The organism is Burkholderia contaminans (assembly GCF_029633825.1).
Taxonomy (GTDB): domain Bacteria; phylum Pseudomonadota; class Gammaproteobacteria; order Burkholderiales; family Burkholderiaceae; genus Burkholderia; species Burkholderia contaminans.
Window position 1 is genome coordinate 130,782 of record NZ_CP090643.1, and the last position, 21,470, is coordinate 152,251.

Consider the following 21,470-nt stretch of genomic DNA (forward strand, 5'->3'; position numbering starts at 1 on the left):
CTTGCCGAGTCACACGACCGTTGAACGCCACGCCGCCGGCCTAGGCGGCCGGTACGGCGGGCGATTCTTCGGTGAAGCTGATTTTCAATGAGTTACGGGGACCCTCGAGTCTCACGAGCTTCAGCGTAGAGGGCCGGCATATCGATGTCCCCATTTGCGATTGCATGGAGCGCCTCGACGGACATTGCCTTGACGATGCCCAGATTGCGCGCCGCCAGCTCGACCTCAGCCGCCTTGCGCCACGCTTCGACGTCAGTCAGCACCATCTCGAGATCGGGATGAGTAGTGACGTATCCAGCGAGGATCGCTACGACTTCATCTTTTGCAGAGTAGGTCACCAGATTCTCCTTTATGTGCCGTGCGGTTAGGTTGCGGACACGAGCTCAGACTGCGAGATCGCCGCACAGCTACGAACGTGCGAATGCTCGTCGTTCAGCAGGAAATTACGCGCATCATTACTGCACTTCCCGAACAACATCGAGGCAACCACGGCCCTCGCGCCGCGATCGAGATCCTGAAGGTCAGCAACAGCGACCTCGCTCGAACGGCTCAAGCGGCCAACTTCGGTCTCTCGCAGCTGGTACAGAAGATACGTGAGGTGATGAGGCATTGATCCCTTTGCAGGGTATTTCTCGGCGAGCAGCTTGGAGGTCATCGTCCGACCAATCTGCAGGCGGTGGAAACCGTAGTCCGTGCCGGCGACATTAACCACCGCCCCGTTCCAGGCGCTGATCTGAGCCTTCACCGCTCCGACGGCAATCTCACCATGGAAGGCCACCTCAACGATGGCACCGGGCTCGCACGAGGGCTGCCGCTGCACCTTCAGCTCGCCCAGATCCTCGGGGCTTACGAAGTAGCGGACGCCGTCCCGCCTTGAAACCGAAAGAGCCTTGGAGCCCACCTCAATCGTCTCGGCCAACAATTTCTTGTACTGATCGCCCTGATCCGACGCTTTGATTGCGAAGACGTACCCAGACTCAAGGTCCAGCTTTGCCCGCGACCTCGTCGTTCCCTCCTCCCACACCGAAACGAACCTCACCTCGATCGGGTAGTTAGGAAACTTCGGAGGGACCCGCCGGCAGTCCGTGCGGCCAACGTCGTACCACATCTCCCATGCAGCCAAGTCGGCGAGCGAAGTGATCTCTTCCCTCGTGGCCCCTTCCGGAACATCGAGATCGAAGAAAACGTGGCCGTCGTCGAGATGCGTATTTCGGCGAAGCCGAACACGGATTTCGGTTGAAGTCGAACAGGGTTTCCGGAGGAAGGTGAACAGCCGTTTCGCTTGAAGTCGAACAGTTTCGGGGTATTCCGAAATTGGTGTTCGGCGTTCCGAAACGCGTGTTCATCTTCCCGAAATCGGTGTTCAGCCCGCCGAAACGGCTGTTCACTGCGCCGAAATGTGTGTTCGGCGTGCCGAAACGAAAGGCGCGGTTTCGGTTGGCGGTACTGCGGATGGCTCAATCGGCCGGCGGTTAAGGTTGCTCCTTTTGGGAGAAACCGACTATGCCGGCTCACCGGACGACCATGCGCAAAATAAAAGATGTGCTTCGCCTGAAATGGACCTGTAATCTGTCTCACCGGCAAGTGAGCGGCGCGCTCGGCGTCGGGCTCGGTACCATTACCCAATATTTGCAGCTTGCCGCCTCGGCCGGCCTGGACTGGGCGAAGATCGAGCCGCTGTCCGAGGCAGAGCTGGAGCAGTTGCTCGTCAACGGCGCCGTTCCGACGACGGCCGCAGGCAAGCGCATGGAGCCTGACTGCGCCTGGATTCATCGGGAGTTGCGCCGCAAAGGCGTAACCTTGCAACTGCTGTGGGAGGAGTACGTCGGCGCGAACCCCGGCCAGAAGACCTTGCGCTACACGCAGTTCTGTCAGCGATACAAGGACTGGGCCCAGACGTTGAAGCGCTCGATGCCCCAGCAACATTACGCCGGCGAAGTTGTTCGCCGACTACGCCGGGCAAACGGTGCCGATTCTCGATCGCACCGGCGGCATTGCGTTCAAGGCGCACATCTTCGTCGCCGTGCTCGGCGCATCGAATTACACGTATGCGTGCGCTACGCGATCGGAAGCGACACCCGACTGGATCGGTGGCCTCATTGACGCGATGGAGTTCTGCGGCGGCGTGCCCGCTCTGCTTGTGCCCGACAACCCGAGGGCACTGATCTCGAACGCCGACCGCTACGAACCCACGCTCGGCCTGACCACGCAGGACTTCGTGAACCATTACGGTACCGCGATGCTGCCCGCGCGCCCGCGCAAGCCGAAGGATAAGGCGAAAGTTGAGGTCGGCGTACAGATCGTCGAACGATGGATTCTCGCCCGCCTCCGGAATTACCGGTTCTACAGTCTGGCCGAACTGAACAAGGCGATCGCCGGGTTGATCAATGACCTGAATACGCGGCCGTTCAAGAAGCTCGATGGCACTCGACGCGAGTGGTTCGAGCGGCTCGACAAACCGGCGCTGCGCCCGTTGCCGACGCGTCGCTACGAAATCGCCACCTTCCAGAAGTGCCGCGTCAACATTGACGCGCACATTGAGGTAGACGGTCACTACTACAGCGCACCGCACAGTCTTGTGCGTCAGGAAGTCCACGCGCGCGTGACGCGTTACGGTGTAGAAGTCCTGCACGGCGGCAAGCGCGTTGCCGCCCACGCTCGCAGTCGGCTCAAGGGAAGTACACCACCGTGGCCGAGCATATGCCTGCGGCTTACCGCGCCCACATGGAATGGACCCCGAGCCGGCTGCTGCACTGGGGTACATCGATCGGCGTCAGCGCTGAGGCGATCGTCAGGCATTTGCTGACGAACCGTCCGCACCCGGAAATGGGATACCGGGCCTGCCTGGGTCTGCTGTCGCTGTCGCGCAAGTACGGCAAGGAGCGGCTGGAAGCGGCGTGTCAGCGCGCACTCGTGATTGGCGCGCCGACCCAGCGGTCCGTGCGCACCATCCTGCAAACCGGCGCCGACAAGCATCCACTGCCACAAAGCGGGGCCACCGAATGGCAGTCGCCCCTGCACGAGAACGTGCGAGGGCCCAAGTATTACCACTGACCCAAGGAGGTCGCGATGTTGATGCAGCAAACCCTCTCCCAGCTCAAGGCCCTCAAGCTGGACGGCATGGCTCGCGCGTTCGAGGAACAGGCGGCGCTGACGGCCAGCACGAGCCTGTCGTTCGAGGAACGCTTCGGCATGGTCGTGGATCGTGAGATCGCCTGGCGCGATACCCGGCGGCTCGAGCGATTGCTCAAGTCTGCGAAGCTCAAGAATCCCCAGGCCTGCGTTGAGGACATCGAGTACCGGCAGAGCCGTGGGCTCGACAAGGGTATCGTCGCTACGCTCGCCGGCTGTGACTGGATCCGCAATGCACAGAACCTCATCCTGACAGGGCCGACTGGCGCCGGAAAAACATGGGTCGCCTGCGCCTTCGGCCAGCAGGCCTGCCGACAGGGATTCTCCGTGCTGTACGTGCGCGTCGCCCGGCTGTTCGAGGAATTGAAGATCGCCCATGGCGACGGCAGCTTCACACGTCGGCTCGCGCAGCTCGCCAAGATGGACGTCCTGTTGCTCGACGACTGGGGACTGCAGGACGTCGACCAGGGCGCGCGCAACGACTTGCTCGAAGTGCTCGACGATCGCGTCGGCACGCGATCCACGATCATCACATCGCAATTGCCCCTTGAACACTGGCACGCCTGGCTGCAAGACCCGACTCTCGCCGACGCAATCCTCGACCGCCTCGTCCATCAGGCTCACAAGCTTGCATTGAAGGGCGACTCGATGCGCAAGAAGAACGCACCTGATCAAAAAGTAGCCTGATCTCGAACACCTGCAGTACAATCTAAGCACAACGCAGCACCTCCCTCCTGGCCTGTTCGACTTCACCGAAACGGGCGTTCAACTTCCCCGAAATACGCATCGAGATGCTTATCCGAGCGGTTCGCGGCGTCGTGATACCAATCCACGCCGCCGAAAGAGCCACCTTCGATCGCGACGCAGTAGACCGTTTTCGTCCCGTCCTGCGTAGGTTTGGGCGCCCTTTCCAGTAATGCCAGCGCATCCGGCAGCCACGCGGAGAGTATCGGATCACCCTCCGCATTCGCGATCTTCACCCGTTCGACTGCATGCCGAAGGCACTGGGAAACATCGTATGCAAAGTTACTCTTCATCTTTACTCCTTGTCTGCCCGGTTGGGCTGTTGGAAAAGGAGTGAGCCTTGCGCTCAGCAGGTCTACGTGACCAGCTGAACCGCTTCAGATTTTGGTGCCGCGCCCCCATGATGGCGGCGCGACAAGAGTACTCAAATTTCGGTTCAATCGGCGTCGGCAACGCGTGTAACAGTGTGATGCAGGCCGTAGGTGTCACTTTGCCAAGTCTGTCCGACAGCAAGGGCGTCGATACTAGCAAGTTCCTCGTGATCGTACCCGGCGGTAAGCGTAAAGAAGCTACCGCCTACCGTCCTAGAGCCAGGGTCGCGAAATACCCCAGTCCAGACCGCCAGAAAGCGTCGCTCGTTTGGGATCACCTGCACGTGGTCGCTCGAGCCGTCACGCCAATCGATTCCCGCTCGCTCGGCCCCGATTTGGCTCAAGAGATATGCGTACGGCAGACCGCTCAATCGCTGCGTGTTCGCCTGAGCCTGAACGGCTTGCTCGAAGAGGTTTTCGCCCTCACCCTCCCCGTAGGAAAACTGCGCCTCCGCCAACATACTGAATGACGCCATCAGGCGACGGTCGAAGGATGGGGGGGAGTCGATCATCGTCCAGTCGTCGCTCTCCATCACCTCGCCGTTCGGCAGGACGATCGCCTTGATATCGAGCAGTTTCAAGTCAGACCGATCCATCAGAGTCTCTCCCGACGAATCCTTGAATGGGTAACGAATGACGACCTCGCTGGTCTCAAAGAGCAGACCGGTTGCCTCCAGACGATTCCCGCCGCTGGTCGTCATCGACACGACAGTAACTGGGTAAGGAAAGAAGCTGAGTGGGATGATTGGTACCGAGGTGGTCCGGTTGTCGTCGTTATTTTGCGGTTGCATGTTCGCTCCTGATGCCTGTAGCAGGCTTGTGTGAAGGAGCGTCAAACGGCTCTGGGCATCATTGATAGCCAGAGCGACACCTGACTCGCCGTCGAAGGCGAATCAGGTGCGTTCATAGGTTACCCAGCGACCTGAGCTCGGTCGTGGATCTTCCAGTCATACTCACGTGCAAGGGAAATCGCGTACTCCCCGGCTTCCGCGTGAGACTCGAAATCGCCGACGCATTGCGCCCCTACGTCGTCGCTGTGCGCCCCGTAACGTAGGTAGACGGAGAAGTACTCGGGCGATGTGCTGTCGACCTCACAGCAATCGCCAACGTCCCGTACGCCCTCGATCTCAATGCGCTCGAATCGATCAGGCCTGCCGTCAATTACTTCCGTTGCAAACCCACCGAACGCTCGCAACGCAAGCTTCACGCAGCCACCTGCGCGGCGATCGGCTTCGTCACGCGCTCCCGATGTTCCTTGATGAGTTCAATAAGAGCTTTGGGGTCAAGCTGCTGCCCCGCGAACTCGTCCCCGAGAACCGCCTGCAGATCTCGAGACGCACGTGCGCTCAGTTCAACCACATATTCAACCCGCTCCTCCGCCTCGTCGACGAACTCGCGAATCTCTTCTTCGGTCGCGTTTGCGCCGCAACCGCAGGACATGGTGGCCATCTTCCTCGCGATGAAGCGCACTGCCTCATCTTGAGACAGTATCTCGACGGAATCAGTGAACGAGCCTTGTTCCCCGTCGGTCTGGTGCCAGCGGATACAGACTTCGTAAATTCTCTTCATGAATTCTCCCCGGTGCCTGGAAATCGGCTGTTGAAAAAATGGGGGAGTTTGGCGCCCTGTTGGACTACGATGCCCAACGGAGCAGATGCAGAAATTGACTGGCGGCATGCGCCACTAGATTTGACTGCCGATCGAACGGCCGGAAATGACTATACCACACGCCTGACTCGTCAGCGGCCGCGGAGCGCACCGCACTTACCATGGCCCCGATGCCCGGCCCTCCCACGCTGAGAGCTATCCACTTTCACAAGCGTCCGACGCGACCGCACAGACCGCAATATTTCCCATTCCCGTTGGGGATCTGACCGCAGATGTCCCTCGACCCCATGACGTTCACGCAGGTGGGAACGCTGGTCGGCCGAGATCGTCGAGCAACGCTCTGACCTCTACGTCGGGATGCCCCTTGCACCAGGCATTTTCGAGCTGCGGATAAATGCGGACCGCGGCGGCGGCGCGTTGCGCTACCGTCGAAAGTCCTCCCGGCCGGACATTGATGCGTGATGCTCCGCGGCGGCGGCCCACTTCTCCACATCTTTGCTCGCGCGGGTCGCGGTCGCGCTGCACGTCATCGCTTCGATCGCGTGATCTACTGTCACCGACCGCCCCTGGCCGGCCCCTGGAATCACGCCTGGTTGCTTCATTGCTCACTATCCCCCTTGCGCCCCCCTGTTGAGCCTATCCTCGTCCACAATCCACCGCAGTACGAATGTGAGCCAACCATTGCTTTAGCAAACTTACATCAGCTCGAAGGGCGAAAGGACGCCGGTAAGGTCATCGTGTCCGTCCGATACGAGCCACAGACTTGCGACATCGGGATTTGCATCCGCCAGCAATCCATCCACGTCGTCTTCTGCATCGACCACCTTAGCCGGCTTCAATTCCAGCTTGTTCTCACCTCTATGCCAAGCGTCCGCGATTGAGACCGCCAGCGCCGCCTTTCGAGCGTCACCTCCCCGTCGCAAGTACTTCGCCATCGAGACTTCCGGCACGAGCATCCACACGCCGTCCACCTTAACGGGAAGGTAGGTAAAAGAGTGCATCAGCATCATCTGGCGCGCGTGCGCAACAGGTTGCCACGGTTGCACTGAAACCACGCCGCGGACCATAAAGTCACACACCTTCGTGCGAGCGGGCCCGTTGTCCTGCATGATTGCCTCCTCGAGACCAATACAAAGTTCAATTGCTGATACCGTGAGGTGTCTCGCATATACACCTGAATGCATTGCGTCGTTTCGCGCCGCCTGCATCGATCGGTAGAGCACATCGAAGGTCGAGAACAGTCCAGGAAAATGCCTGGGCAGCTCCGAAAGAATGATCGATCGCTCAGCGATTGGTCGAATCAAGGCGAGGTATTTGTTCAAGGCCTCTTCTCGGTTCGACAGATGGACACCCAGCGCCTCGACCGCGAAGCAGATTGAGCCAAAACCCTCTGCATCGGCGAGCGCAGCGTATCTGGCAGCCCGAAGGCGATCGCGAAAGTAGATTCGCTCGTCAAGCGTCAAAGTGTGCACCATACTATCCTGCGCCTCTTATCGAAGCTCCTTTACTCCCGATTTCCATAACTCGCCGCGGCCCAGCTTCACGTGTTCGGCTTCATCGGCGACCTCCACCAATGCTGCGGCGATCGCCCGGAGATCGCTCGGTGACAGGTCGTGACCGCTACCCAACCGGGAGTCTAGAATCGCGAGCGGAGTGCCTTCCGCGGTCACGGTCAGCCGATACTCGAGTGTTGTCAGCTTCATCGCTTCACCATTTAGGTTCGTACGACACATTCCCAAAATTGATCGCCTGAATTACGTCACGTTGCTCCCCGGCCACGCACGAATTCCATATCCAGTCACGCAGGAGCGGCCCGACGGTCAAGCCAGGTCGCGACCATCCTTCGAAACACCTCCTCGATTTTCTCGGCTTGAGCCCGCCCCTGGGCAACGTTCTTGTCGTGACCGCCCGCCTGCCCCCGGTCCCAATATCGATGCGCTTCCGCGACCATAGCGTCGGCGTCCCACCCGGCCCGGCCATGCCGGAGCACGCGCATCGCAGCGCCGACGTGATCGCCGGCACCTGGAATCCTGCTATCTGCCAACGCACGACACCAGCCGTGCTCCGTCGCCTCGTCGGCAGATTCAAAGTCGTCGAAGGCAAACATTACGATCGTAGCTAGCACCAACGGGTGCCCTGGATAAACGCTCCCTTCTTCGAGGTGCGCCATCTGCCAACGGTAGCAATCTACTTGACTGCCGATTCGAAGTTCATTCACGTCTTTGTCCAAGGTAGAAACGATGCCTGCCCTTACGCCGACTATCCCTGCGCGGTCCGTGCTCGAACTACTTCTGCGACTCGCTCCCACGATAGCCGTGCCGCAGCCTGGTTGCATCCAGGAGGTGCGACCGAGTATGCCGATTCGAAATTTCTAACACCGGCACGACTCAGGCGCCCTTCTGCTTTCCGCCCAAGTGCAACGATGGTTGCGCGCGGAAACTGGCTAAGCTGCGGGATCAAAAACCTAGTTGCACATCCCTTCTCCATCTCCCGCGGGACCGGGCCACACTCACGCGCGGCAGAACACAGCACTGAGTCGGTAATCCACGTCTTTCGCATTTGCTCATCAAACGTAAGGCCGGGCCAGCAGAGGTTCAGAAGACTGCGGACGTTCCGGTGGAACTGGTCCTTACCTGCCGAAAAACATGACCACGCATAGCTGTTTACCGAGTTGAACCGCTCCGCCGCCGAATCGCCCGTTTCGTGACACTCCGACGGATGCGGGTCGCCTGGTTCCGCGCAAACGAGCACAAGCCGCACCTCGCCAAGCTCTCCAGTTGCACCACAGAATCCCCTTGGAGCATGCCCAGCTGCAGGATTCCAAGTCGCTGTCCTACAGGAGTCTGCAAATCCCTTGCATGGCCCATACGCTTCAATCAATAGCCCGACCAAGGCGGGTGCCGGATGCATAGTCTTCCCCATACTCTCAACAGAGCCCGACTTACAGCGTGACGATCAACTCGGCGATCAAGGCTGCTGCGACCCCTGCGGCAACAATCGCCGCGAAGGCCCTGACGCTCTGGAAGATCCGCACGTCATAGGCATTCGCAACAAAAGCGACCGTCAACTGCGCGACAACGAGCGCGTGGAAACTTCTCGACGGATGGAGACCCGCAACGACGCAGATCAGGTTAAAGACGAGCCAAATCCCGAGTGTCGCGGGGCGGCGTAAAGGAGCCGGGGATGGGCGGCGTAATGGCGCCAGCAGAACCGGGGGTAAAACGCGGATTCGAACGGTTTCAAGGTTGCGGTTTTTTGCCGTTTTTGGCAACTGCATTTTGAGGGGGATCTGGCATCGGTTTCGGGGTGCGGTAACTGTCGCCCTCGAGGACGAGCCGGTAGGCGCCGTGGCGTAGTCGGTCGAGTGTGGCGGTGCCGAGGATGCGGTTGTCGGGGAACGCGGCGCCCCATTCACCGAAGTCGAGATTCGACGTCAGGATGGTCGCCGCGTGCTCGTAGCGGGCCGCGACGAGATCGTGGAAGTCCTCGTCCTGCGGGGTACGTAGCGGTTTGAGCGCGAAGTCATCGACGATCAGCAGCGGCACCCGGGCGTACTGCTGGAACTTGCGGTCATAGGCGCCGGTGGCGCGCGCGGCGTTCAATCGCTTGAGCAGCTCGGTCTGCGAGATGAACAGCACATCGCGGCCTTGGCGGGCGGCGCAGTGGCCCAGCGCCTGGGCCAAGTGGCTTTTGCCGGTGCCGGTTGGACCGGCGATCAGGATCGCGACCTTCTCGTCGAGATACCGGCCTGTCGCGAGATCATGAACGTGTGAGCGGTTCAACGTAGGCAGCCGGTCGAAGTCGAACGTCTCGAGCGTCTTGCCCATCGCGAAGCCGGCGCGCAGCAGACGGGTGCCGAGCTTCTTGTGTTCGCGACGGGCAACCTCGTCGTGCAGCAGCATGGCAAGGAACTCGGTATAGGCGAGCTGCCCGTCGATCGCCTGACGGTTGCGCTGCTCAAGCGAGTCGAGGATGCCGGACAGGCGCAGCTGTTTGAGGATGGAATTCAATCCGGGACTCGGGTTCATGGTGTCAGTGGATCAGCAGGGATTGGAGATCACGGCCGAAGCGGCCGCCGTTCTGGTAAGCGCCAGTCGGGGCCGACGCGGGACGCGGCACCGGTTCGCTGTCCGTGCCTTTGTCGAGGATGCCCTTGATGGTGCTGTACTTCGCGCTGCTGAACGCGAGCGCACGCTCGCAGGCTGCTTCCAGCCTCTGATCGCCGACTTTCTGTCGCAGCCGGATGATCCCCTGCGCGCCGCGCAGGTTGACGAGCACCTTGTCGTTGAACAGCGCGAGGATCACGCCGTGGCACGACGGCCCGATCTCCTTCGCGCGCGCCAGACACCACTGCGGATCGTGCTCGAGCCAGGCCTGCGCTTCGGGCGGCTGGTGATCTCGCACCGTGTGGCGACCGCCGGCCCGCTGCCGCGGATGGGTTGCGACGAGTTCATGCCGATGGAACAGCTGGATGACCGTATCGGTCGCCTTCAGCCAGAGCGACTTGCCGACGAGCGTGAACGGTGCAGAGTACAGCGCGTGCTTGTAGACGACGTGGCCGTCGCGATGGACCGCCACCTCCTTCCAGACCGACAGTACCGGCGGCACGTCCGGCAATGCAGCGAGCAACGGGCGCTCGACGCCGAAGCGCGTCAGCGGCCGTTCGTGGACGGTGCCGTGGATACGAGTGCCGGCCTGCTGCATCACCCATTCGCGCAGTTGCCGGTTGGCGTCGGCCAGATCCCGGAACTCGCGCAGCGGCACGAAGGACTTCTTGACGTATTTGACGCCCGATTCGACGACGCCCTTCTTCTGGGGATCGTGCGGCGGACAGGCGTCGATCCGGAATCCATATCCCTCGGCAAGCGCGGCGTACGAGCGTTGCACCGCCGGCTCGTATCGACACGCCCGGATGATCGCGCACTTCGCGTTATCGATGATGACCCGGTCGGGACAGCCGCCGAACCATTCGAAGGCGCGCCGGTGGCTGGCGAGCCACGTCTCGACGGTCTGGTCCAGCACGATCTCGGCATACTGGTGGCGCGACCAGCACAACGTCATCACGAAGATCCACGTCCGGACCGCAATGCCCTCGACCGTCAGCACGGGTCCCGCGCCGAAGTCGACCTGCGCGGCGTCGGCCGGTGCGAAGTCGAGGATCGTTGTGGTGGCCACGCTGCGCTCGGCAGCCAGATGGCGCAGCATGCGCTTCACGGCACAATAGCTGCCGGCGTAGCCATGATTGCGTTGAAGGGCGGCATGGATCGTGGTGCCCTGAACGCCGGCGGCAAGCCATTCGCGGACCTGTTCGCGATATGGCTCAACCGTCGACACACAGGTGTGCGGCAGGTGCGGCGTGCGCCCGAAGACACCCGCGATCGTAGCGTCGTCCGGCAGCGGCTGCACCGGATCCAGCCAACTACGCGCTTCAGCCTCGCGGCGCACGGTCGTCAGCTTCTTGCGCCCCATCAAACCGCCGCGCGCGATGTCGCGGTCAGAATCGCCTTGCCGCATGCGGACAAGGACTTGGCGGTATTCAAACAATTCGAACCTCCTGTTGGCCATGGACGCTCCGTTCAAAAAGAACGGAGCGTACCGACTCGGAAAGTTCGAACCGCGTTCTCGCCCTGATGCTGCTGGCGCCTATGCGCCGCCCCTAACGTGGCGCCATTACGCCGCCCTTGGACTGGCGCCTATGTGCCGCCCCTCAAGTGGCGCCCTTATGCCGACCCCGCATTGGCTCCATAGCGCCGCCCCGTGACACCGAGGCAGCTGACCAGCGAGGCCACCGTCGACCGAAGCGTTGGAAGTTGAACGGTTTGATGCATGTATTCCTCACTAACGTACTTTCTATTGAACGTACAGCTGGTTGCATGCCGCAACGATCAGTTGCGCTGCCACGTAGCTTCCCGTCTGCTTTCCGAACCGTTCGATGCACTCTCCGGCACGTGGGACAGAGAACAGGCCGCCAACCTTGTCTCGAGGTCCAACGTCCTGACCCCCTCCAAACTGAGAGAAACACATGTTGACCGACTGGTACGCGATAACATCGCTCTGAGTACCAGGAAGCTTCTCGAGAATGCAGTTCCAGTACTTGGTAGGCTCGGCGCGTTCGACGGGCTGGCCCTCTCGATAGTTCATGTACTGCGCAAAGCCATAGATGCACAGCGCAGCACCGGCAAGCAGCGCTAGCGGGATGAAGTTCGGTTTCTTTCGTTTGAGTTGCACCGGTGGTCCCCAGCGATTTTCCTGTTTCAGTACGGCGCGCACCCTGTCGGCGCCGCGTTACACGTCGCCGCGGCACCTACGTTGGCTCGCCTGGCGCTACACCACCGTAAGCCCCAAAGACTCACACAAATGCACTGCCTCGGCCTCGGTGTTACAGCAGTCGATCCAGAAGTCGGTGCCGGAGACGGTGATCGCGAACGGCGGGACTTCCGAGACGTCGGTCTGCCGCCCGATGACTACCTTCGCCCCGTCCGCGAGGTACCTTGCCATTTCCTCGTGACACTCCGGAAAGGCCTTCTTCACTTGCTCTTGTTGCGTTGCTGTGAGACTCATCCCGCTTTCCCTTAGCTCTATCTGCTCAGCGCGGCCCATTCGCAAAAACAAGGGACCGCCGTTAGTGTAGTCCCGCCCATTCGCTCCACAAAGGCCTGAAGCAATCGGCTGCAGGGACCGTTGCAACTGCCGATCTACAGCGATACGTTGAAGTCCGGCATCTCGGCACACTGCGTCCAGAATTTCAAGCTCGGCCATGCGACAACGCCAGGCCGTGACCGAACGGAGCAAAACCCAGCATGGGCGAGTCCGTGGATACCAATATATGCACCTACCTGGAGCGAGACACGGATCGATTCCCCTTCACCGTCGTATTCATCGGCGCGGATGATCTCCTCCCCAGGCAAGCCGAGATGGCGCCCTGCTGCCCATGCCCAAGCTGTTGCCTCAGGGTCCGAGCATTGGATCACCGCGCGATACAACGAGTCATCAGGATGCAGGTTGATTTCTCCCAAAACTCGCAACATTTCTCTTTGCCCAGATGTGATGTTTCCGTCCATCAGCGGCCGGAATATCGGCGGTGTGATGGAAAGATGCCCAGCCTCATGAAGTAACCCTGAGACACGGCAAGCCGGATCGACGGCTAGTGTCCCGCGATCGATGCGGCACCCCTCGATGAATCCGCGTGCGCCCGCAACGTACCGTGTCGGGATCCCGATGGTGTTCAGGAATTCGACGACACGATCTCGAGTATCGGCACGGTCAATCTGGTACATGTTTTCTAACCTCGCACCAGTTCGCACTCTTCGCCTACCGCTGAGCCGCGAACAAAAATGGAACCCCGCTCAAGGCAACAAGCCGCCTGGTCGCCGGCTGGCACCACTCCCTCAGGCCGTACACCCGCCCGTACAGCGACACCCTGCGGTCAGGCGGTGCTAGAGCTCGGCAAGCGACCGATGGCCACGGGCGCCGATCGGCCGGATGTGAACAGTTGCTCCGCACGAAGCACCCTACCGTTTGAGCGGATGTGCCTTAATAGCACCGTTGATAGCCTTCTTTGCCGCGGGCACCGATTCGAAACCACGGGCAACGCTGTCGATCAGACGCGACGGATTGCCCACCTCCGGAACGATCCAGACCCATCCGTCTATCCATGCGGTACATGCTGAACCAACGTGGCCAGGCTGTCGCTTGATCGTTGCCACAGGATGCCCCGAAACGCAGCCGATCCACGTACGGATTCCAGTCCTGCCGGGAGCTGTCCAAGTCACCTTCGCGGCCTCCTGGAGAAGAACGTTCACCTCCCGCCAACGCCCTAGCACGGGCGGCGTAGCGCGTTCCTCCGCTACGATGACACCACTGGCCAACAAATGATCTCTGACCGCACCTTTCGCGGCGGCGAGGGACCTAAAGTGCCGCGACGACTGCTCGGCAATCTGCGTCGTCTGATCGGATACGTCCCATTTCATCCCATTGCGCCAACCTGCAGACCAGCCACCAATCGCAAGCCGCCGGATCTGCACAATCAGGGCTTCGCCGATGTGTCCGGCAGAGCCGTTTGGAGCGTCGGTCCAGTGAATCATCGCAAGGCTCCTTGATCAGCCCTGTTGTTTCAAAACGGCCTCCCGATACCGCGATCGCAATACCAGATCGGGCACTGGAGCAAGCACTTCAGCCATGAATTGCAGCTCCACGCAGGCGTCTGCTCCGTGGACTGACGCTGCGCGATCGAACGCGGCCCGCGCCGCGTCAAGCTGCGTCTTGTCCTTCGCAGCAACCGCTCGAATTGCCGCACGTTCTTCGTCAGTCAGGATTTCACTCATGTCTCTTTCGTAATCTCAGGTTGCGGGTATCCACAATCTAGCGCTTTTCGCCGGCGCACAGCGACCATGTGGCAAAGTATGCGTCGGTGCGCTACTACGGGCGCGGTTGAAACAAGATGTCGATGATCCAGTTACTCTCACTGGCTCCGAAACCTTTGACGGCACCCGAACTACGCAGACTTGTCGCCCCCAGTCGAGGCACGGTTGCAATGCCGAGCATCACTCGGATCCCCGGCCCATGCCGAAACCGTTGTAGCGTTGGCCCAGACCTCCAAGGAATGCTTCAGTTGTTAAGCGACCGGACTGCGCACCGTCCACGGCTCCGCCGAAAGCGCTCCACTCTCGCTCTCGCCGAAACATCGAGGCAAAACCCCATCGCCCCTTTCCCCTGCCTCAAAAGGCAATTGAATTCGCCGGCACATCAATTCCATGATGGCGACGCATTGCTTCGCGAAAGTCTTCCCACTCTGCGATACCGGCGGGCTCATGCGTGCAATACAGACATTGATCCGCGCCCTCGATCTGCTCGGCAACAGTACGATGCACATCGATTCCGAACCGCTTGCTGAATCGGCCGATGCATGAACCGTCGTGCCCGTTGACCCACACCCGATCGCCCTCCGCAGACACCTCGATGCAATGGAGACTTGTCATCTCTTGTTGATCCTGATTCATCACAAGCCGTACTTCGCCTGAAGCTCGATCATGCGTTCGAGACGTCGATGATGCTCCTGACGGGCAGCAACTGGTACGTCTTCCAGCTTCACCTTCCCGCACGCGATTGTCGTCTCCCATGCGGTCGTTTCTTTCACATGGTCATACAGCTCACGCAGCTCTCGCTTCATCGTGTCGAAGATCATCCCAAACCTCCACATTCATCCGCCGACAAGATTGCCGGCGACGTCCCGTCCATAGTCGGTGGCTCTCTGTTTAGCGCGAACTCGGCGCACCAGTGCGAATGAGCTCGTCTCGCATCGCTACTACACGCTCGATTTCCTCGGCGCTATGGGGTGTCCCGCCCAGATTCAATGCCAAGTAGTGATCCAGGACGTCGAGTTTGTACTGGAAACAGAAGGTCGCAAACCGAAGCCGATACGTCATTCCCCGCGGCGTGAACGATGTCCCCTCGAGGTCAGCGAGTGTTAGCCCGAAAGGGCGAACGTTGCCGGCCAAGAACTCCCTGACAGCCGTCAGACGTTGCAGACCATCCATCACCTGGAAACCGGCGGGAAGATCCCCATCGGATTTCACCAACAGCGATTCAAAGGTCGGGCAGTTGAATTGGATCGTCAGACCACTCGTCGGGACCGCGCCGCGCATGACGTTCTCGATGTAGTGTCGTTGCTGCTCCCCCGTCCAAACGTGCCCTCGCTGAAAGTCCGGAGACAGATCGAGACCGTAGTCCTGACCCATATCTTCGAGAGTCTTGTCGAGCATTCCCCAGTGCGTGTCCACTTCATAACGCGCTTGGGTGAGCGGACGAATGAGAGCTTTCAGCTCGTCGTTGGTTCTTGCCACTTTCCCTTCCTATTTCGAGTTTCCAGCCCTATTGTCAAGGGCCGACAAAGCCTCGTTCTTCGACTTATAGCCCGGGCCGAGCAGATAGGCGGCGCGGGTTCCACGCCCGAGCGTTTCGGCACTTCCCGTGAGCTTCGCAAACCACCGCCACTTCGTTCCCATCCGGCGCGGCTCGGTGAGCTTGCTCACTACGACGTTGACCTGCTCCCGCCAAATCTCGCCGATCGTGGTATCGCCGGCTTTAACAAGTTGGTGTGCCGACCTTTCGCTGCCGGCAACCTTGCTCAGTGTCAGGGTCACAACTTGCCCTCCTATGCACCTGCTATCGACTCAGCCGCGTTCAGCCATGCAAACTCAACTGCCCAGTCGCCGGCGACAGCGGAACCCAACGGGCGGCCGGTTACCGCATCGAAGACAACCGCACCGTCACCGGTGTAGGACGACTCGGCGGCCGGAAAGCGATTCCGGACAATTGCACGTGCAGTGTCCTCGGCCAATCGCCCCGGGCGCTCTCGGTCAACCACCGCCTTAACTTGACTGAGCATTCTCAGTGCTCTCCGCCTCGTTCGCCTTCGCGCGCTTGACGTCCTTTCTTCTCTGCGCCTGTGCTTTCTTGACCGCGTCCTTCGGCGTTACCGCCGAAATTTGATAGATCTCGCACTCGCTATAGGCCGGATCCGTCTTCTTGCCGCCGTACGTCCAGTCACCGCTGGGGAAGCGTGCTACAGTCCAAAGCTTCTCTTCCATCGAATCGCTCCTAGTCGGTCTGGTTGAGGATTTCGAACTCGAAGCCCTGCGTCCAGCCGTACGTATGAACTCGCAACGCGTCTTCGGCGATCAGCTCGGGAACGACGTCCGAGTAGCCCTCATCCTTCGGCGTGATCAACACAATGGCTGCGGGCATTCCCTTCGCAGCAGCGATTTTGCTCGCTAGGTCCTTCAGTTCCTTCGTCCACTCGTACACTTGGCGGTCGAGGATTTTTTGCGTATCGGTTGTCATATTCGTTACTCGGTTTTGGTTCAACCGGGGATCAGGAATTCAACTGCACTACGAGTGCTACCCGATCGGCTCACCATTTTTTCCTGGGGCGGCACGGCGTGCGGCTCACCTCATGACCACACCATGTCGACACCGTGCTCATTGCTGATGTTGTTCTACTTTCACCCAGCACACGGGCTTCTCGTCGTCGAGGCGCTTAACGAAACCCTTAGCCTCAAGATCCAGCAGCCGCGAGCGAACCGCTGCAGAAGCAGTTCGCCGGTTTACGCCGAACTCCGGCCACACGCGATCCCCAACGTCCGACGTCGTATAGCCGCCAACGGTATCAAGCACAACCAGAATCTTCTGATCGTAGTCGCTGAGTTCGTTCGTCGTCATCGACGCCCCCGCCTAGACGTGCGCAGGGCCATCGACCGGCTCGAGAGAGCGAACCCGCGCAGCAAATTCGGCAAGCACTGCAGTCACCGCTTCGGTTTGGGCGAGATTAAGGCGCTTAGGCACCGAAACTTGGATATCGGCCTGAGCGTCTGTCAACAGCGTCGCATGTGCCACTCGCACGTTCTTGCTCTTGATCGAAACCAATGCCGTCACGACACCACGGACCTTCCCGGACGGCGGATCGAAGAGATTGACCTGGATTTCCATAGAGCCCTTTCTACGCAATGATTGTTTGCAGGCGCGCTAGCGCATCTGCGACTTGTTCCGAAGCGGCCTGTCCGACTTTTCGGGCGCCGCGCGCATCCAGATCGAGCATCCGTACCAAGTTCACCAGCGCGACACCGCAGACCGCCCTGTCCGGATCCGAAACCTGCACGGCGAACCCGGCATAACGAGCGTACTCGTCGCCCTGGCTTATCGGCGCCACTAGCGCCAGGCCCAACGAATTTAGCGGCGCGGGCGACAGCACGAGAGCAAAGCGGTAGTCCTCTTCTTGCTCGCCAGTACTCGGCGCAGTCAGGTTCACCCGCACGATGTCGGCGCGATCAAACTTACCTCGCTTCAGCATGCTTCACGCCCCATCGGCTTCACCTCGCTCCACACCGCAAGATCTTCCGGAAAGGGTGCCTTTGCGTCGCACTGAGCAACCAATTCTTCAAGTGAATATTTCGGGCGAGCAAGGGTCAACAGGACACCGTCGGATCGGAGGTCCGCAATGAGAGAACCGCCCACGCTTGCATTCATTTGCTCGAGCAACACCGCGGGTAACCGGACCGCCGCACTGTTACCCCATTTCCTAATCTTGAGTTCCATGACGTCGCTCCAAATGTGTCTACATTATAGATACCACCCATCCGACTTGTCAACGCCAATGCATCTACAATGTAGATTCGTCGCCACAAGAAATTCGGGCTCGGTGCTCCAAGCCTGCCAGTTGCTCGAACCGGAAGCAGGGAGGTCAATATTTGGCCAACTGAACGGCGAATGCACCCTTCCTGGCACGCAACTCGCAAACGAAGAGTGGCTTTCGGTAGACACACTGGATCAAGGCAAGAGTCGGCGTGCAGGTCCAGTTACCAAACGACTCGCCGTTACATCAGATGTGTGGAGTATGGATTCCTCATCGCGCGACTGGATTTGCTTGTCTCCCCCGTCGCTATCGAAGGTAGAAGATCAAATTAAACGTGTCGTGGATACGAGGAGACGCGATCAGATGGGAAGACTGCAGTTGAATGTGGACCAAAACTGGGCGCGTCCGCCTGCCGGCATCGGCTCGACCGCGCGCCGTCCTCCCGGGAGCTCGCAAGATCAATCCAGGAGGCGTCCCTGATGAACTCTGCCGCCACCAGTCTGCTGCATCGGACGATGGCATAAGCTAGAGCGTTTCGAACACGATTGACTGCCGGTGAGTAGCAAACGGACCACGGCTTCTTAGAAGCCGTCCGCATCCAGTTCGGTTACAGGTGCCTCGGGCATACCAGGTTTGGGCAACACGCGATATTGCGCCATGGCCTCGAACTTAGGCTCGCTGACCGGAAGCCACGAATTGCCCCGGACGCTCCATTCCACGGGGTACCCGTCCTGATGCAAGGCGAAGGTTAAAGCTCGGACGGCTAGCGGAACCTGGCCGAACGGCCTGTCGAGCGCCTTATTCAGCGACACTAGGGCTGCGCTCGAGCGAATGCCGCCGTCAATGTACAGCTTGAGACAAAATCCCGCGTTATACGCATCTGAGGAAAACGAAACGAATTCGTCGCAACCCTGCTGTTCTTCCGTCATGGAGCGGGTTTCCCTTGCTAAGCATCGGCTATAGGCTGCGGCAAAGCGGACCAGGCGCGCACATCAGACAATGCCAAATTCCCCTTGCCGTCGCGCCGAGTGAATACCTGCTGATCGGTGGACCAATCCCCATGTACGACGGAGCCCTCCGGCATCCACAGAAGGAACCCGTTGCTAGTGACGACCGTCACTGATGTGTTCAGCCCCTCGTGCAGTTGGTCGGGGCTCGGCCCTAGCCGTGATACGTCGCCTACGGCGTTCGAATCAATGATGATGTGCTGGAACTCCAACTCGACAATCGTTACCCAAGTACCCGGCCAATAGGGTTGCTGACTCCGCTCCGTTGTCGGCTCGATAACGAGGTTGGGGCTGTCCATTGCTCTTCCTTTCAGTTCCAAGGCCAGTTCCGATCGACCTTGCGGCGTACCGTTGGCCGCGGCTCGTGCCTGCGGCTTATCTTCCCCAGCTACTCGCCGACGATCCAGCGCACGAAGCGGCCTTCCGTGCGGCCCCCTTCGAACGAACAGAGGCCGGCTGCGCCCAGTGGCATCTTCCTCGGCGCCGGCACCGGCCAGCGTTTTCGTTACTCGGCCATCTAAACTATGGGCCGCAGATAGTCCTCGACCGAACCTTCCTACGTTTCTGACCGCGTATCGAAGTTCACTGCACGGCCCCATTCCATCACCGGCGCGTTGCGCTTGGCGTCCACGATGCAACAGTAATCACCGTTGCTACAGAAGAACGTCGAATACAGGGACGCAGCCCAGTACCACGGCGCGGAAATATTCGGCTTTTCCGCTCCGCGATGCGTGAACACTTGATATCGATGGGCCATAAATACTTCGGCCTTAGCGAGCCGACACCGCCGCCGCTACAGCGTCGCGGTTCTCGGTCACGAACTCGTAGATTCGGCCGCGCACCTCTGTATCGGAGAATCCCCACGAGACACCCTGCCCGAAGACATCGGCGGGCAACATCATGAAAAGGATGCGCTGCTGCTCCACGGTCGGATGAGCTACGAGCCCATCCAGCGCGCTGATCAACGGCGACAAGTCCGGATCCGATTTGTCAGTGTTGTCCCAATAGGCTTTCCGAACGGCGTCCAACCGCGCAGCCTCGCGACGATCCTTCTCTTCCTGTTTCATTCGTGCGATCTCCGTCTGTTCGGCGGTCGGTTCAAGACGGCGCTCCAGTTCCTCGTAGGAGATACCGAGCCGGTACGCTTCGGCTTGCAGCAGGGCGCTTTTGCCCCTCCTCGTGCTGCCCAGGATCACTGAATGACCGATGTCACCTTCGCCGTTGAGTACGTTCCACGTCGGTCCTTGCCCTGCGACCCTGAACACCAGATTCTGATCGTTGCTCATCCAATTTTTCCTTGATCTTCTCAGGTGTTCCGAACGGATATAGTCACCGCCTCAGCGCCTCGGTCAACTCGTCGGCACTCCCCGCGCCAGCCGAAACGACCTGCGCCATCGTCAAGCTCGCCGTCTGGCGCCTTCATGTACCTCATCCACGCGTGGCGCGGTGTCGGAAAGACAACGCCGCTGCTTTCGCGCCGCATCGCCTCCGCCGCCGCTGAAAGGTCGACATGCCCTTCAATTACCAGCGTGTCGCAGTGTTCGTTGACCAGCCAATCAACTTCTAGCCAGTCCCGAACTGTCTCGTCCGCCGCCCACGTTTCGGCGACTACGGTCACCAACGCCTTTGATTTGCCGTCTGCGTAGAGTCGTCCCATACCCCACTCCGTTTTCCAGTCAACTCCGGCTACCGTACAGCACCGAATAAATCACCTGGTGTCGCTCGTAAAGTCGTTGCGCCAGCTCACCGTCGTCAGCAACCTTTGCGATCCCCAGTGCGCCTAGATACGAAAGCATCGCCATCGAGTCGATCAGTTTGCTCGTGTGCTCGTCCGTGAAGCTTTGTCGAATCTCATCCTTGATCGCACGCGCCTTTACTTGTACTGCACCCCCGTGGGTGAAAGCGCACATCGATCGCCATGCTTGAGCCTTGACACTGCCTATAATTTCACCCGCTTGTCCAAGCGCTACCGCGAGATCAGCCGTAAGCTGGGGCATCCTCGGCGGCTCCTCGCCCTCAACAAATTTCTCAAGGTCTCCCTCGCTTGCACACTCGAGATACCAGTTAGCGCGGACGTACGCTTCGAATTGCGGTCGGTACAAAGCGAAAGCCGACCCTCGCACGTCGTTTTCGACCAACACGTGCCCCGCGAGGTGGTGTTCAATGCAGAGATGGTGAAGCGCGACGACCACACGTGCGCGCAACGTCGTCTGGAATGCGACGCCATCGACAAGATTCGCGCATGCATCCATCCAACGCTGAGACCGTTGGACGGCCATAGTTAGCATCATTTCTCGCATCGTTTTCCTTCACTCGTGCGACCGAGCAGGAGGCAGGCCACGTCGCTCGAGTGGAACATCCGCCGAATGCTCCAATGACGTCCATCGATACAGCGCAGACAAGGCGTTGGGCAGATCGAGCGTCCATACGTCGGGTTCACGGACGCGCCCTAAATCAACGACCTTTTAAGCCGCCGGC

General features: G+C 59.9%; 32 protein-coding genes and 1 pseudogene. 2 read left to right on the plus strand and 31 right to left on the minus strand.

Annotation, left to right across the window (positions count from 1 at the left end; genetic code table 11):
- Positions 1 to 92 precede the first annotated feature (92 nt).
- Positions 93 to 338, minus strand: a complete 246-nt coding sequence (locus LXE91_RS39665) for a hypothetical protein (protein WP_046543720.1) — start codon at positions 336 to 338, stop codon at positions 93 to 95.
- 26 nt (positions 339 to 364) lie between these two features.
- Positions 365 to 919 (minus strand): hypothetical protein, encoded by a 555-nt coding sequence (locus tag LXE91_RS39670; RefSeq protein WP_135370867.1) that lies wholly within the window; start codon positions 917 to 919, stop codon positions 365 to 367.
- Between the two features lie 584 nt (positions 920 to 1,503).
- Here LXE91_RS39670 and istA (LXE91_RS39675) point away from each other — a divergent pair.
- A pseudogene (istA, locus tag LXE91_RS39675) lies at positions 1,504 to 3,054 on the plus strand (IS21 family transposase).
- Between the two features lie 15 nt (positions 3,055 to 3,069).
- Positions 3,070 to 3,819, plus strand: coding sequence for an IS21-like element helper ATPase IstB (gene istB, locus LXE91_RS39680; protein WP_046543512.1), 750 nt, complete (start codon positions 3,070 to 3,072; stop codon positions 3,817 to 3,819).
- A gap of 62 nt (positions 3,820 to 3,881) precedes the next feature.
- Here istB (LXE91_RS39680) and LXE91_RS39685 read toward each other — a convergent pair whose 3' ends face one another.
- The 29 genes from LXE91_RS39685 to LXE91_RS43845 all read right to left on the minus strand — a co-directional run bounded on the left by LXE91_RS39685 (position 3,882) and on the right by LXE91_RS43845 (position 21,292).
- Entirely contained in the window at positions 3,882 to 4,169 is a 288-nt protein-coding gene (locus LXE91_RS39685) for a hypothetical protein (protein WP_046543722.1), read from the minus strand.
- Between the two features lie 143 nt (positions 4,170 to 4,312).
- Positions 4,313 to 5,038, minus strand: a complete 726-nt coding sequence (locus LXE91_RS39690) for a hypothetical protein (protein ID WP_046543723.1) — start codon at positions 5,036 to 5,038, stop codon at positions 4,313 to 4,315.
- A 412-nt stretch (positions 5,039 to 5,450) separates the two neighbouring features.
- Positions 5,451 to 5,816, minus strand: a complete 366-nt coding sequence (locus LXE91_RS39695) for a hypothetical protein (protein ID WP_046543724.1) — start codon at positions 5,814 to 5,816, stop codon at positions 5,451 to 5,453.
- A 734-nt stretch (positions 5,817 to 6,550) separates the two neighbouring features.
- The gene (locus LXE91_RS39700; RefSeq protein WP_046543725.1) at positions 6,551 to 7,330 is read right to left on the minus strand and encodes a CBS domain-containing protein; all 780 of its coding nucleotides are present in this window, start codon (positions 7,328 to 7,330) and stop codon (positions 6,551 to 6,553) included.
- A gap of 15 nt (positions 7,331 to 7,345) precedes the next feature.
- Positions 7,346 to 7,558, minus strand: a complete 213-nt coding sequence (locus LXE91_RS39705) for a hypothetical protein (protein ID WP_046543726.1) — start codon at positions 7,556 to 7,558, stop codon at positions 7,346 to 7,348.
- Between the two features lie 95 nt (positions 7,559 to 7,653).
- Positions 7,654 to 8,073, minus strand: a complete 420-nt coding sequence (locus LXE91_RS39710; protein WP_171986522.1) for a hypothetical protein — start codon at positions 8,071 to 8,073, stop codon at positions 7,654 to 7,656.
- 723 nt (positions 8,074 to 8,796) lie between these two features.
- The gene (locus LXE91_RS39715) at positions 8,797 to 9,132 is read right to left on the minus strand and encodes a hypothetical protein (protein WP_076841528.1); all 336 of its coding nucleotides are present in this window, start codon (positions 9,130 to 9,132) and stop codon (positions 8,797 to 8,799) included.
- The gene (gene istB, locus LXE91_RS39720) at positions 9,095 to 9,883 is read right to left on the minus strand and encodes an IS21-like element ISBmu1 family helper ATPase IstB (protein WP_278068194.1); all 789 of its coding nucleotides are present in this window, start codon (positions 9,881 to 9,883) and stop codon (positions 9,095 to 9,097) included. Before istB (LXE91_RS39720) ends, LXE91_RS39715 begins: the two co-directional genes overlap by 38 nt.
- A 4-nt stretch (positions 9,884 to 9,887) precedes the next feature.
- Positions 9,888 to 11,399, minus strand: coding sequence for an IS21 family transposase (gene istA, locus LXE91_RS39725; RefSeq protein WP_278068195.1), 1,512 nt, complete (start codon positions 11,397 to 11,399; stop codon positions 9,888 to 9,890).
- A 306-nt stretch (positions 11,400 to 11,705) separates the two neighbouring features.
- Positions 11,706 to 12,125, minus strand: a complete 420-nt coding sequence (locus LXE91_RS39730) for a hypothetical protein (protein ID WP_135370870.1) — start codon at positions 12,123 to 12,125, stop codon at positions 11,706 to 11,708.
- 54 nt (positions 12,126 to 12,179) lie between these two features.
- A complete protein-coding gene (locus LXE91_RS39735; protein WP_046543992.1) occupies positions 12,180 to 12,416 on the minus strand; it encodes a hypothetical protein in 237 nt (78 codons plus the stop codon).
- Between the two features lie 134 nt (positions 12,417 to 12,550).
- Positions 12,551 to 13,132, minus strand: coding sequence for a hypothetical protein (locus LXE91_RS39740; protein ID WP_076841530.1), 582 nt, complete (start codon positions 13,130 to 13,132; stop codon positions 12,551 to 12,553).
- Between the two features lie 234 nt (positions 13,133 to 13,366).
- Positions 13,367 to 13,939 (minus strand): hypothetical protein, encoded by a 573-nt coding sequence (locus LXE91_RS39745; RefSeq protein WP_077234756.1) that lies wholly within the window; start codon positions 13,937 to 13,939, stop codon positions 13,367 to 13,369.
- A gap of 15 nt (positions 13,940 to 13,954) precedes the next feature.
- The gene (locus LXE91_RS39750; protein ID WP_046543729.1) at positions 13,955 to 14,179 is read right to left on the minus strand and encodes a hypothetical protein; all 225 of its coding nucleotides are present in this window, start codon (positions 14,177 to 14,179) and stop codon (positions 13,955 to 13,957) included.
- Positions 14,180 to 14,572: 393 nt separating this feature from the next.
- Positions 14,573 to 14,854, minus strand: a complete 282-nt coding sequence (locus LXE91_RS39755) for a hypothetical protein (protein ID WP_105815498.1) — start codon at positions 14,852 to 14,854, stop codon at positions 14,573 to 14,575.
- Complete coding sequence (locus LXE91_RS39760; RefSeq protein ID WP_046543993.1) at positions 14,854 to 15,039, minus strand: hypothetical protein; 186 nt, start codon at positions 15,037 to 15,039, stop codon at positions 14,854 to 14,856. Before LXE91_RS39760 ends, LXE91_RS39755 begins: the two co-directional genes overlap by 1 nt.
- Before the next feature lie 70 nt (positions 15,040 to 15,109).
- Positions 15,110 to 15,697, minus strand: coding sequence for a DUF262 domain-containing protein (locus tag LXE91_RS39765; protein WP_046543730.1), 588 nt, complete (start codon positions 15,695 to 15,697; stop codon positions 15,110 to 15,112).
- Positions 15,698 to 15,706: 9 nt separating this feature from the next.
- Positions 15,707 to 15,997 (minus strand): hypothetical protein, encoded by a 291-nt coding sequence (locus LXE91_RS39770; protein WP_046543731.1) that lies wholly within the window; start codon positions 15,995 to 15,997, stop codon positions 15,707 to 15,709.
- 228 nt (positions 15,998 to 16,225) lie between these two features.
- Entirely contained in the window at positions 16,226 to 16,444 is a 219-nt protein-coding gene (locus LXE91_RS39775) for a hypothetical protein (protein WP_046543732.1), read from the minus strand.
- Between the two features lie 10 nt (positions 16,445 to 16,454).
- The gene (locus tag LXE91_RS39780; protein WP_046543733.1) at positions 16,455 to 16,697 is read right to left on the minus strand and encodes a hypothetical protein; all 243 of its coding nucleotides are present in this window, start codon (positions 16,695 to 16,697) and stop codon (positions 16,455 to 16,457) included.
- A 138-nt stretch (positions 16,698 to 16,835) separates the two neighbouring features.
- On the minus strand, positions 16,836 to 17,075 hold the full coding sequence (locus LXE91_RS39785) for a hypothetical protein (RefSeq protein ID WP_052760115.1): 240 nt from the start codon (positions 17,073 to 17,075) through the stop codon (positions 16,836 to 16,838).
- 12 nt (positions 17,076 to 17,087) lie between these two features.
- Entirely contained in the window at positions 17,088 to 17,342 is a 255-nt protein-coding gene (locus LXE91_RS39790; protein ID WP_046543734.1) for a hypothetical protein, read from the minus strand.
- A 10-nt stretch (positions 17,343 to 17,352) separates the two neighbouring features.
- Complete coding sequence (locus LXE91_RS39795; RefSeq protein WP_046543735.1) at positions 17,353 to 17,703, minus strand: type II toxin-antitoxin system ChpB family toxin; 351 nt, start codon at positions 17,701 to 17,703, stop codon at positions 17,353 to 17,355.
- A complete protein-coding gene (locus tag LXE91_RS39800; RefSeq protein WP_070162828.1) occupies positions 17,697 to 17,948 on the minus strand; it encodes an AbrB/MazE/SpoVT family DNA-binding domain-containing protein in 252 nt (83 codons plus the stop codon). The genes LXE91_RS39795 and LXE91_RS39800 overlap by 7 nt, the downstream gene beginning before the upstream one ends.
- A 618-nt stretch (positions 17,949 to 18,566) precedes the next feature.
- Positions 18,567 to 18,914 (minus strand): hypothetical protein, encoded by a 348-nt coding sequence (locus LXE91_RS39805; protein WP_046543736.1) that lies wholly within the window; start codon positions 18,912 to 18,914, stop codon positions 18,567 to 18,569.
- 17 nt (positions 18,915 to 18,931) lie between these two features.
- Positions 18,932 to 19,291, minus strand: coding sequence for a hypothetical protein (locus tag LXE91_RS39810; protein WP_046543737.1), 360 nt, complete (start codon positions 19,289 to 19,291; stop codon positions 18,932 to 18,934).
- Positions 19,292 to 19,762: 471 nt separating this feature from the next.
- Positions 19,763 to 20,278, minus strand: a complete 516-nt coding sequence (locus LXE91_RS39815; RefSeq protein WP_046543739.1) for a hypothetical protein — start codon at positions 20,276 to 20,278, stop codon at positions 19,763 to 19,765.
- Between the two features lie 20 nt (positions 20,279 to 20,298).
- Positions 20,299 to 20,649: a hypothetical protein gene (locus LXE91_RS39820; protein ID WP_046543740.1), complete on the minus strand. Its 351-nt coding sequence runs from the start codon at positions 20,647 to 20,649 to the stop codon at positions 20,299 to 20,301.
- A 19-nt stretch (positions 20,650 to 20,668) separates the two neighbouring features.
- Positions 20,669 to 21,292 (minus strand): DUF6988 family protein, encoded by a 624-nt coding sequence (locus LXE91_RS43845; RefSeq protein ID WP_375141157.1) that lies wholly within the window; start codon positions 21,290 to 21,292, stop codon positions 20,669 to 20,671.
- Positions 21,293 to 21,470 lie beyond the last annotated feature (178 nt).

What these genes read in the sequence shown, in the direction of transcription:
- LXE91_RS39685 (WP_046543722.1), bottom strand. Translation starts at nt 4,169, where the DNA reads ATGAAGAGTAACTTTGCATACGATGTTTCCCAGTGCCTTCGGCATGCA.
- LXE91_RS39805 (WP_046543736.1), bottom strand. Translation starts at nt 18,914, where the DNA reads ATGACGGAAGAACAGCAGGGTTGCGACGAATTCGTTTCGTTTTCCTCA.
- LXE91_RS39745 (WP_077234756.1), bottom strand. Translation starts at nt 13,939, where the DNA reads ATGATTCACTGGACCGACGCTCCAAACGGCTCTGCCGGACACATCGGC.
- LXE91_RS39795 (WP_046543735.1), bottom strand. Translation starts at nt 17,703, where the DNA reads ATGCTGAAGCGAGGTAAGTTTGATCGCGCCGACATCGTGCGGGTGAAC.
- LXE91_RS39715 (WP_076841528.1), bottom strand. Translation starts at nt 9,132, where the DNA reads ATGCAGTTGCCAAAAACGGCAAAAAACCGCAACCTTGAAACCGTTCGA.
- LXE91_RS39690 (WP_046543723.1), bottom strand. Translation starts at nt 5,038, where the DNA reads ATGCAACCGCAAAATAACGACGACAACCGGACCACCTCGGTACCAATC.
- LXE91_RS39705 (WP_046543726.1), bottom strand. Translation starts at nt 7,558, where the DNA reads ATGAAGCTGACAACACTCGAGTATCGGCTGACCGTGACCGCGGAAGGC.
- LXE91_RS39775 (WP_046543732.1), bottom strand. Translation starts at nt 16,444, where the DNA reads ATGGAAGAGAAGCTTTGGACTGTAGCACGCTTCCCCAGCGGTGACTGG.
- LXE91_RS39740 (WP_076841530.1), bottom strand. Translation starts at nt 13,132, where the DNA reads ATGTACCAGATTGACCGTGCCGATACTCGAGATCGTGTCGTCGAATTC.
- LXE91_RS39790 (WP_046543734.1), bottom strand. Translation starts at nt 17,342, where the DNA reads ATGGAAATCCAGGTCAATCTCTTCGATCCGCCGTCCGGGAAGGTCCGT.
- LXE91_RS39780 (WP_046543733.1), bottom strand. Translation starts at nt 16,697, where the DNA reads ATGACAACCGATACGCAAAAAATCCTCGACCGCCAAGTGTACGAGTGG.
- istB (WP_278068194.1), bottom strand. Translation starts at nt 9,883, where the DNA reads ATGAACCCGAGTCCCGGATTGAATTCCATCCTCAAACAGCTGCGCCTG.
- istB (WP_046543512.1), top strand. Translation starts at nt 3,070, where the DNA reads ATGTTGATGCAGCAAACCCTCTCCCAGCTCAAGGCCCTCAAGCTGGAC.
- LXE91_RS39810 (WP_046543737.1), bottom strand. Translation starts at nt 19,291, where the DNA reads ATGGACAGCCCCAACCTCGTTATCGAGCCGACAACGGAGCGGAGTCAG.
- LXE91_RS43845 (WP_375141157.1), bottom strand. Translation starts at nt 21,292, where the DNA reads ATGCGAGAAATGATGCTAACTATGGCCGTCCAACGGTCTCAGCGTTGG.
- LXE91_RS39760 (WP_046543993.1), bottom strand. Translation starts at nt 15,039, where the DNA reads ATGATCTTCGACACGATGAAGCGAGAGCTGCGTGAGCTGTATGACCAT.
- LXE91_RS39800 (WP_070162828.1), bottom strand. Translation starts at nt 17,948, where the DNA reads ATGGAACTCAAGATTAGGAAATGGGGTAACAGTGCGGCGGTCCGGTTA.
- LXE91_RS39755 (WP_105815498.1), bottom strand. Translation starts at nt 14,854, where the DNA reads ATGAATCAGGATCAACAAGAGATGACAAGTCTCCATTGCATCGAGGTG.
- LXE91_RS39700 (WP_046543725.1), bottom strand. Translation starts at nt 7,330, where the DNA reads ATGGTGCACACTTTGACGCTTGACGAGCGAATCTACTTTCGCGATCGC.
- LXE91_RS39750 (WP_046543729.1), bottom strand. Translation starts at nt 14,179, where the DNA reads ATGAGTGAAATCCTGACTGACGAAGAACGTGCGGCAATTCGAGCGGTT.
- LXE91_RS39815 (WP_046543739.1), bottom strand. Translation starts at nt 20,278, where the DNA reads ATGAGCAACGATCAGAATCTGGTGTTCAGGGTCGCAGGGCAAGGACCG.
- LXE91_RS39695 (WP_046543724.1), bottom strand. Translation starts at nt 5,816, where the DNA reads ATGAAGAGAATTTACGAAGTCTGTATCCGCTGGCACCAGACCGACGGG.
- LXE91_RS39820 (WP_046543740.1), bottom strand. Translation starts at nt 20,649, where the DNA reads ATGGGACGACTCTACGCAGACGGCAAATCAAAGGCGTTGGTGACCGTA.
- LXE91_RS39735 (WP_046543992.1), bottom strand. Translation starts at nt 12,416, where the DNA reads ATGAGTCTCACAGCAACGCAACAAGAGCAAGTGAAGAAGGCCTTTCCG.
- LXE91_RS39785 (WP_052760115.1), bottom strand. Translation starts at nt 17,075, where the DNA reads ATGACGACGAACGAACTCAGCGACTACGATCAGAAGATTCTGGTTGTG.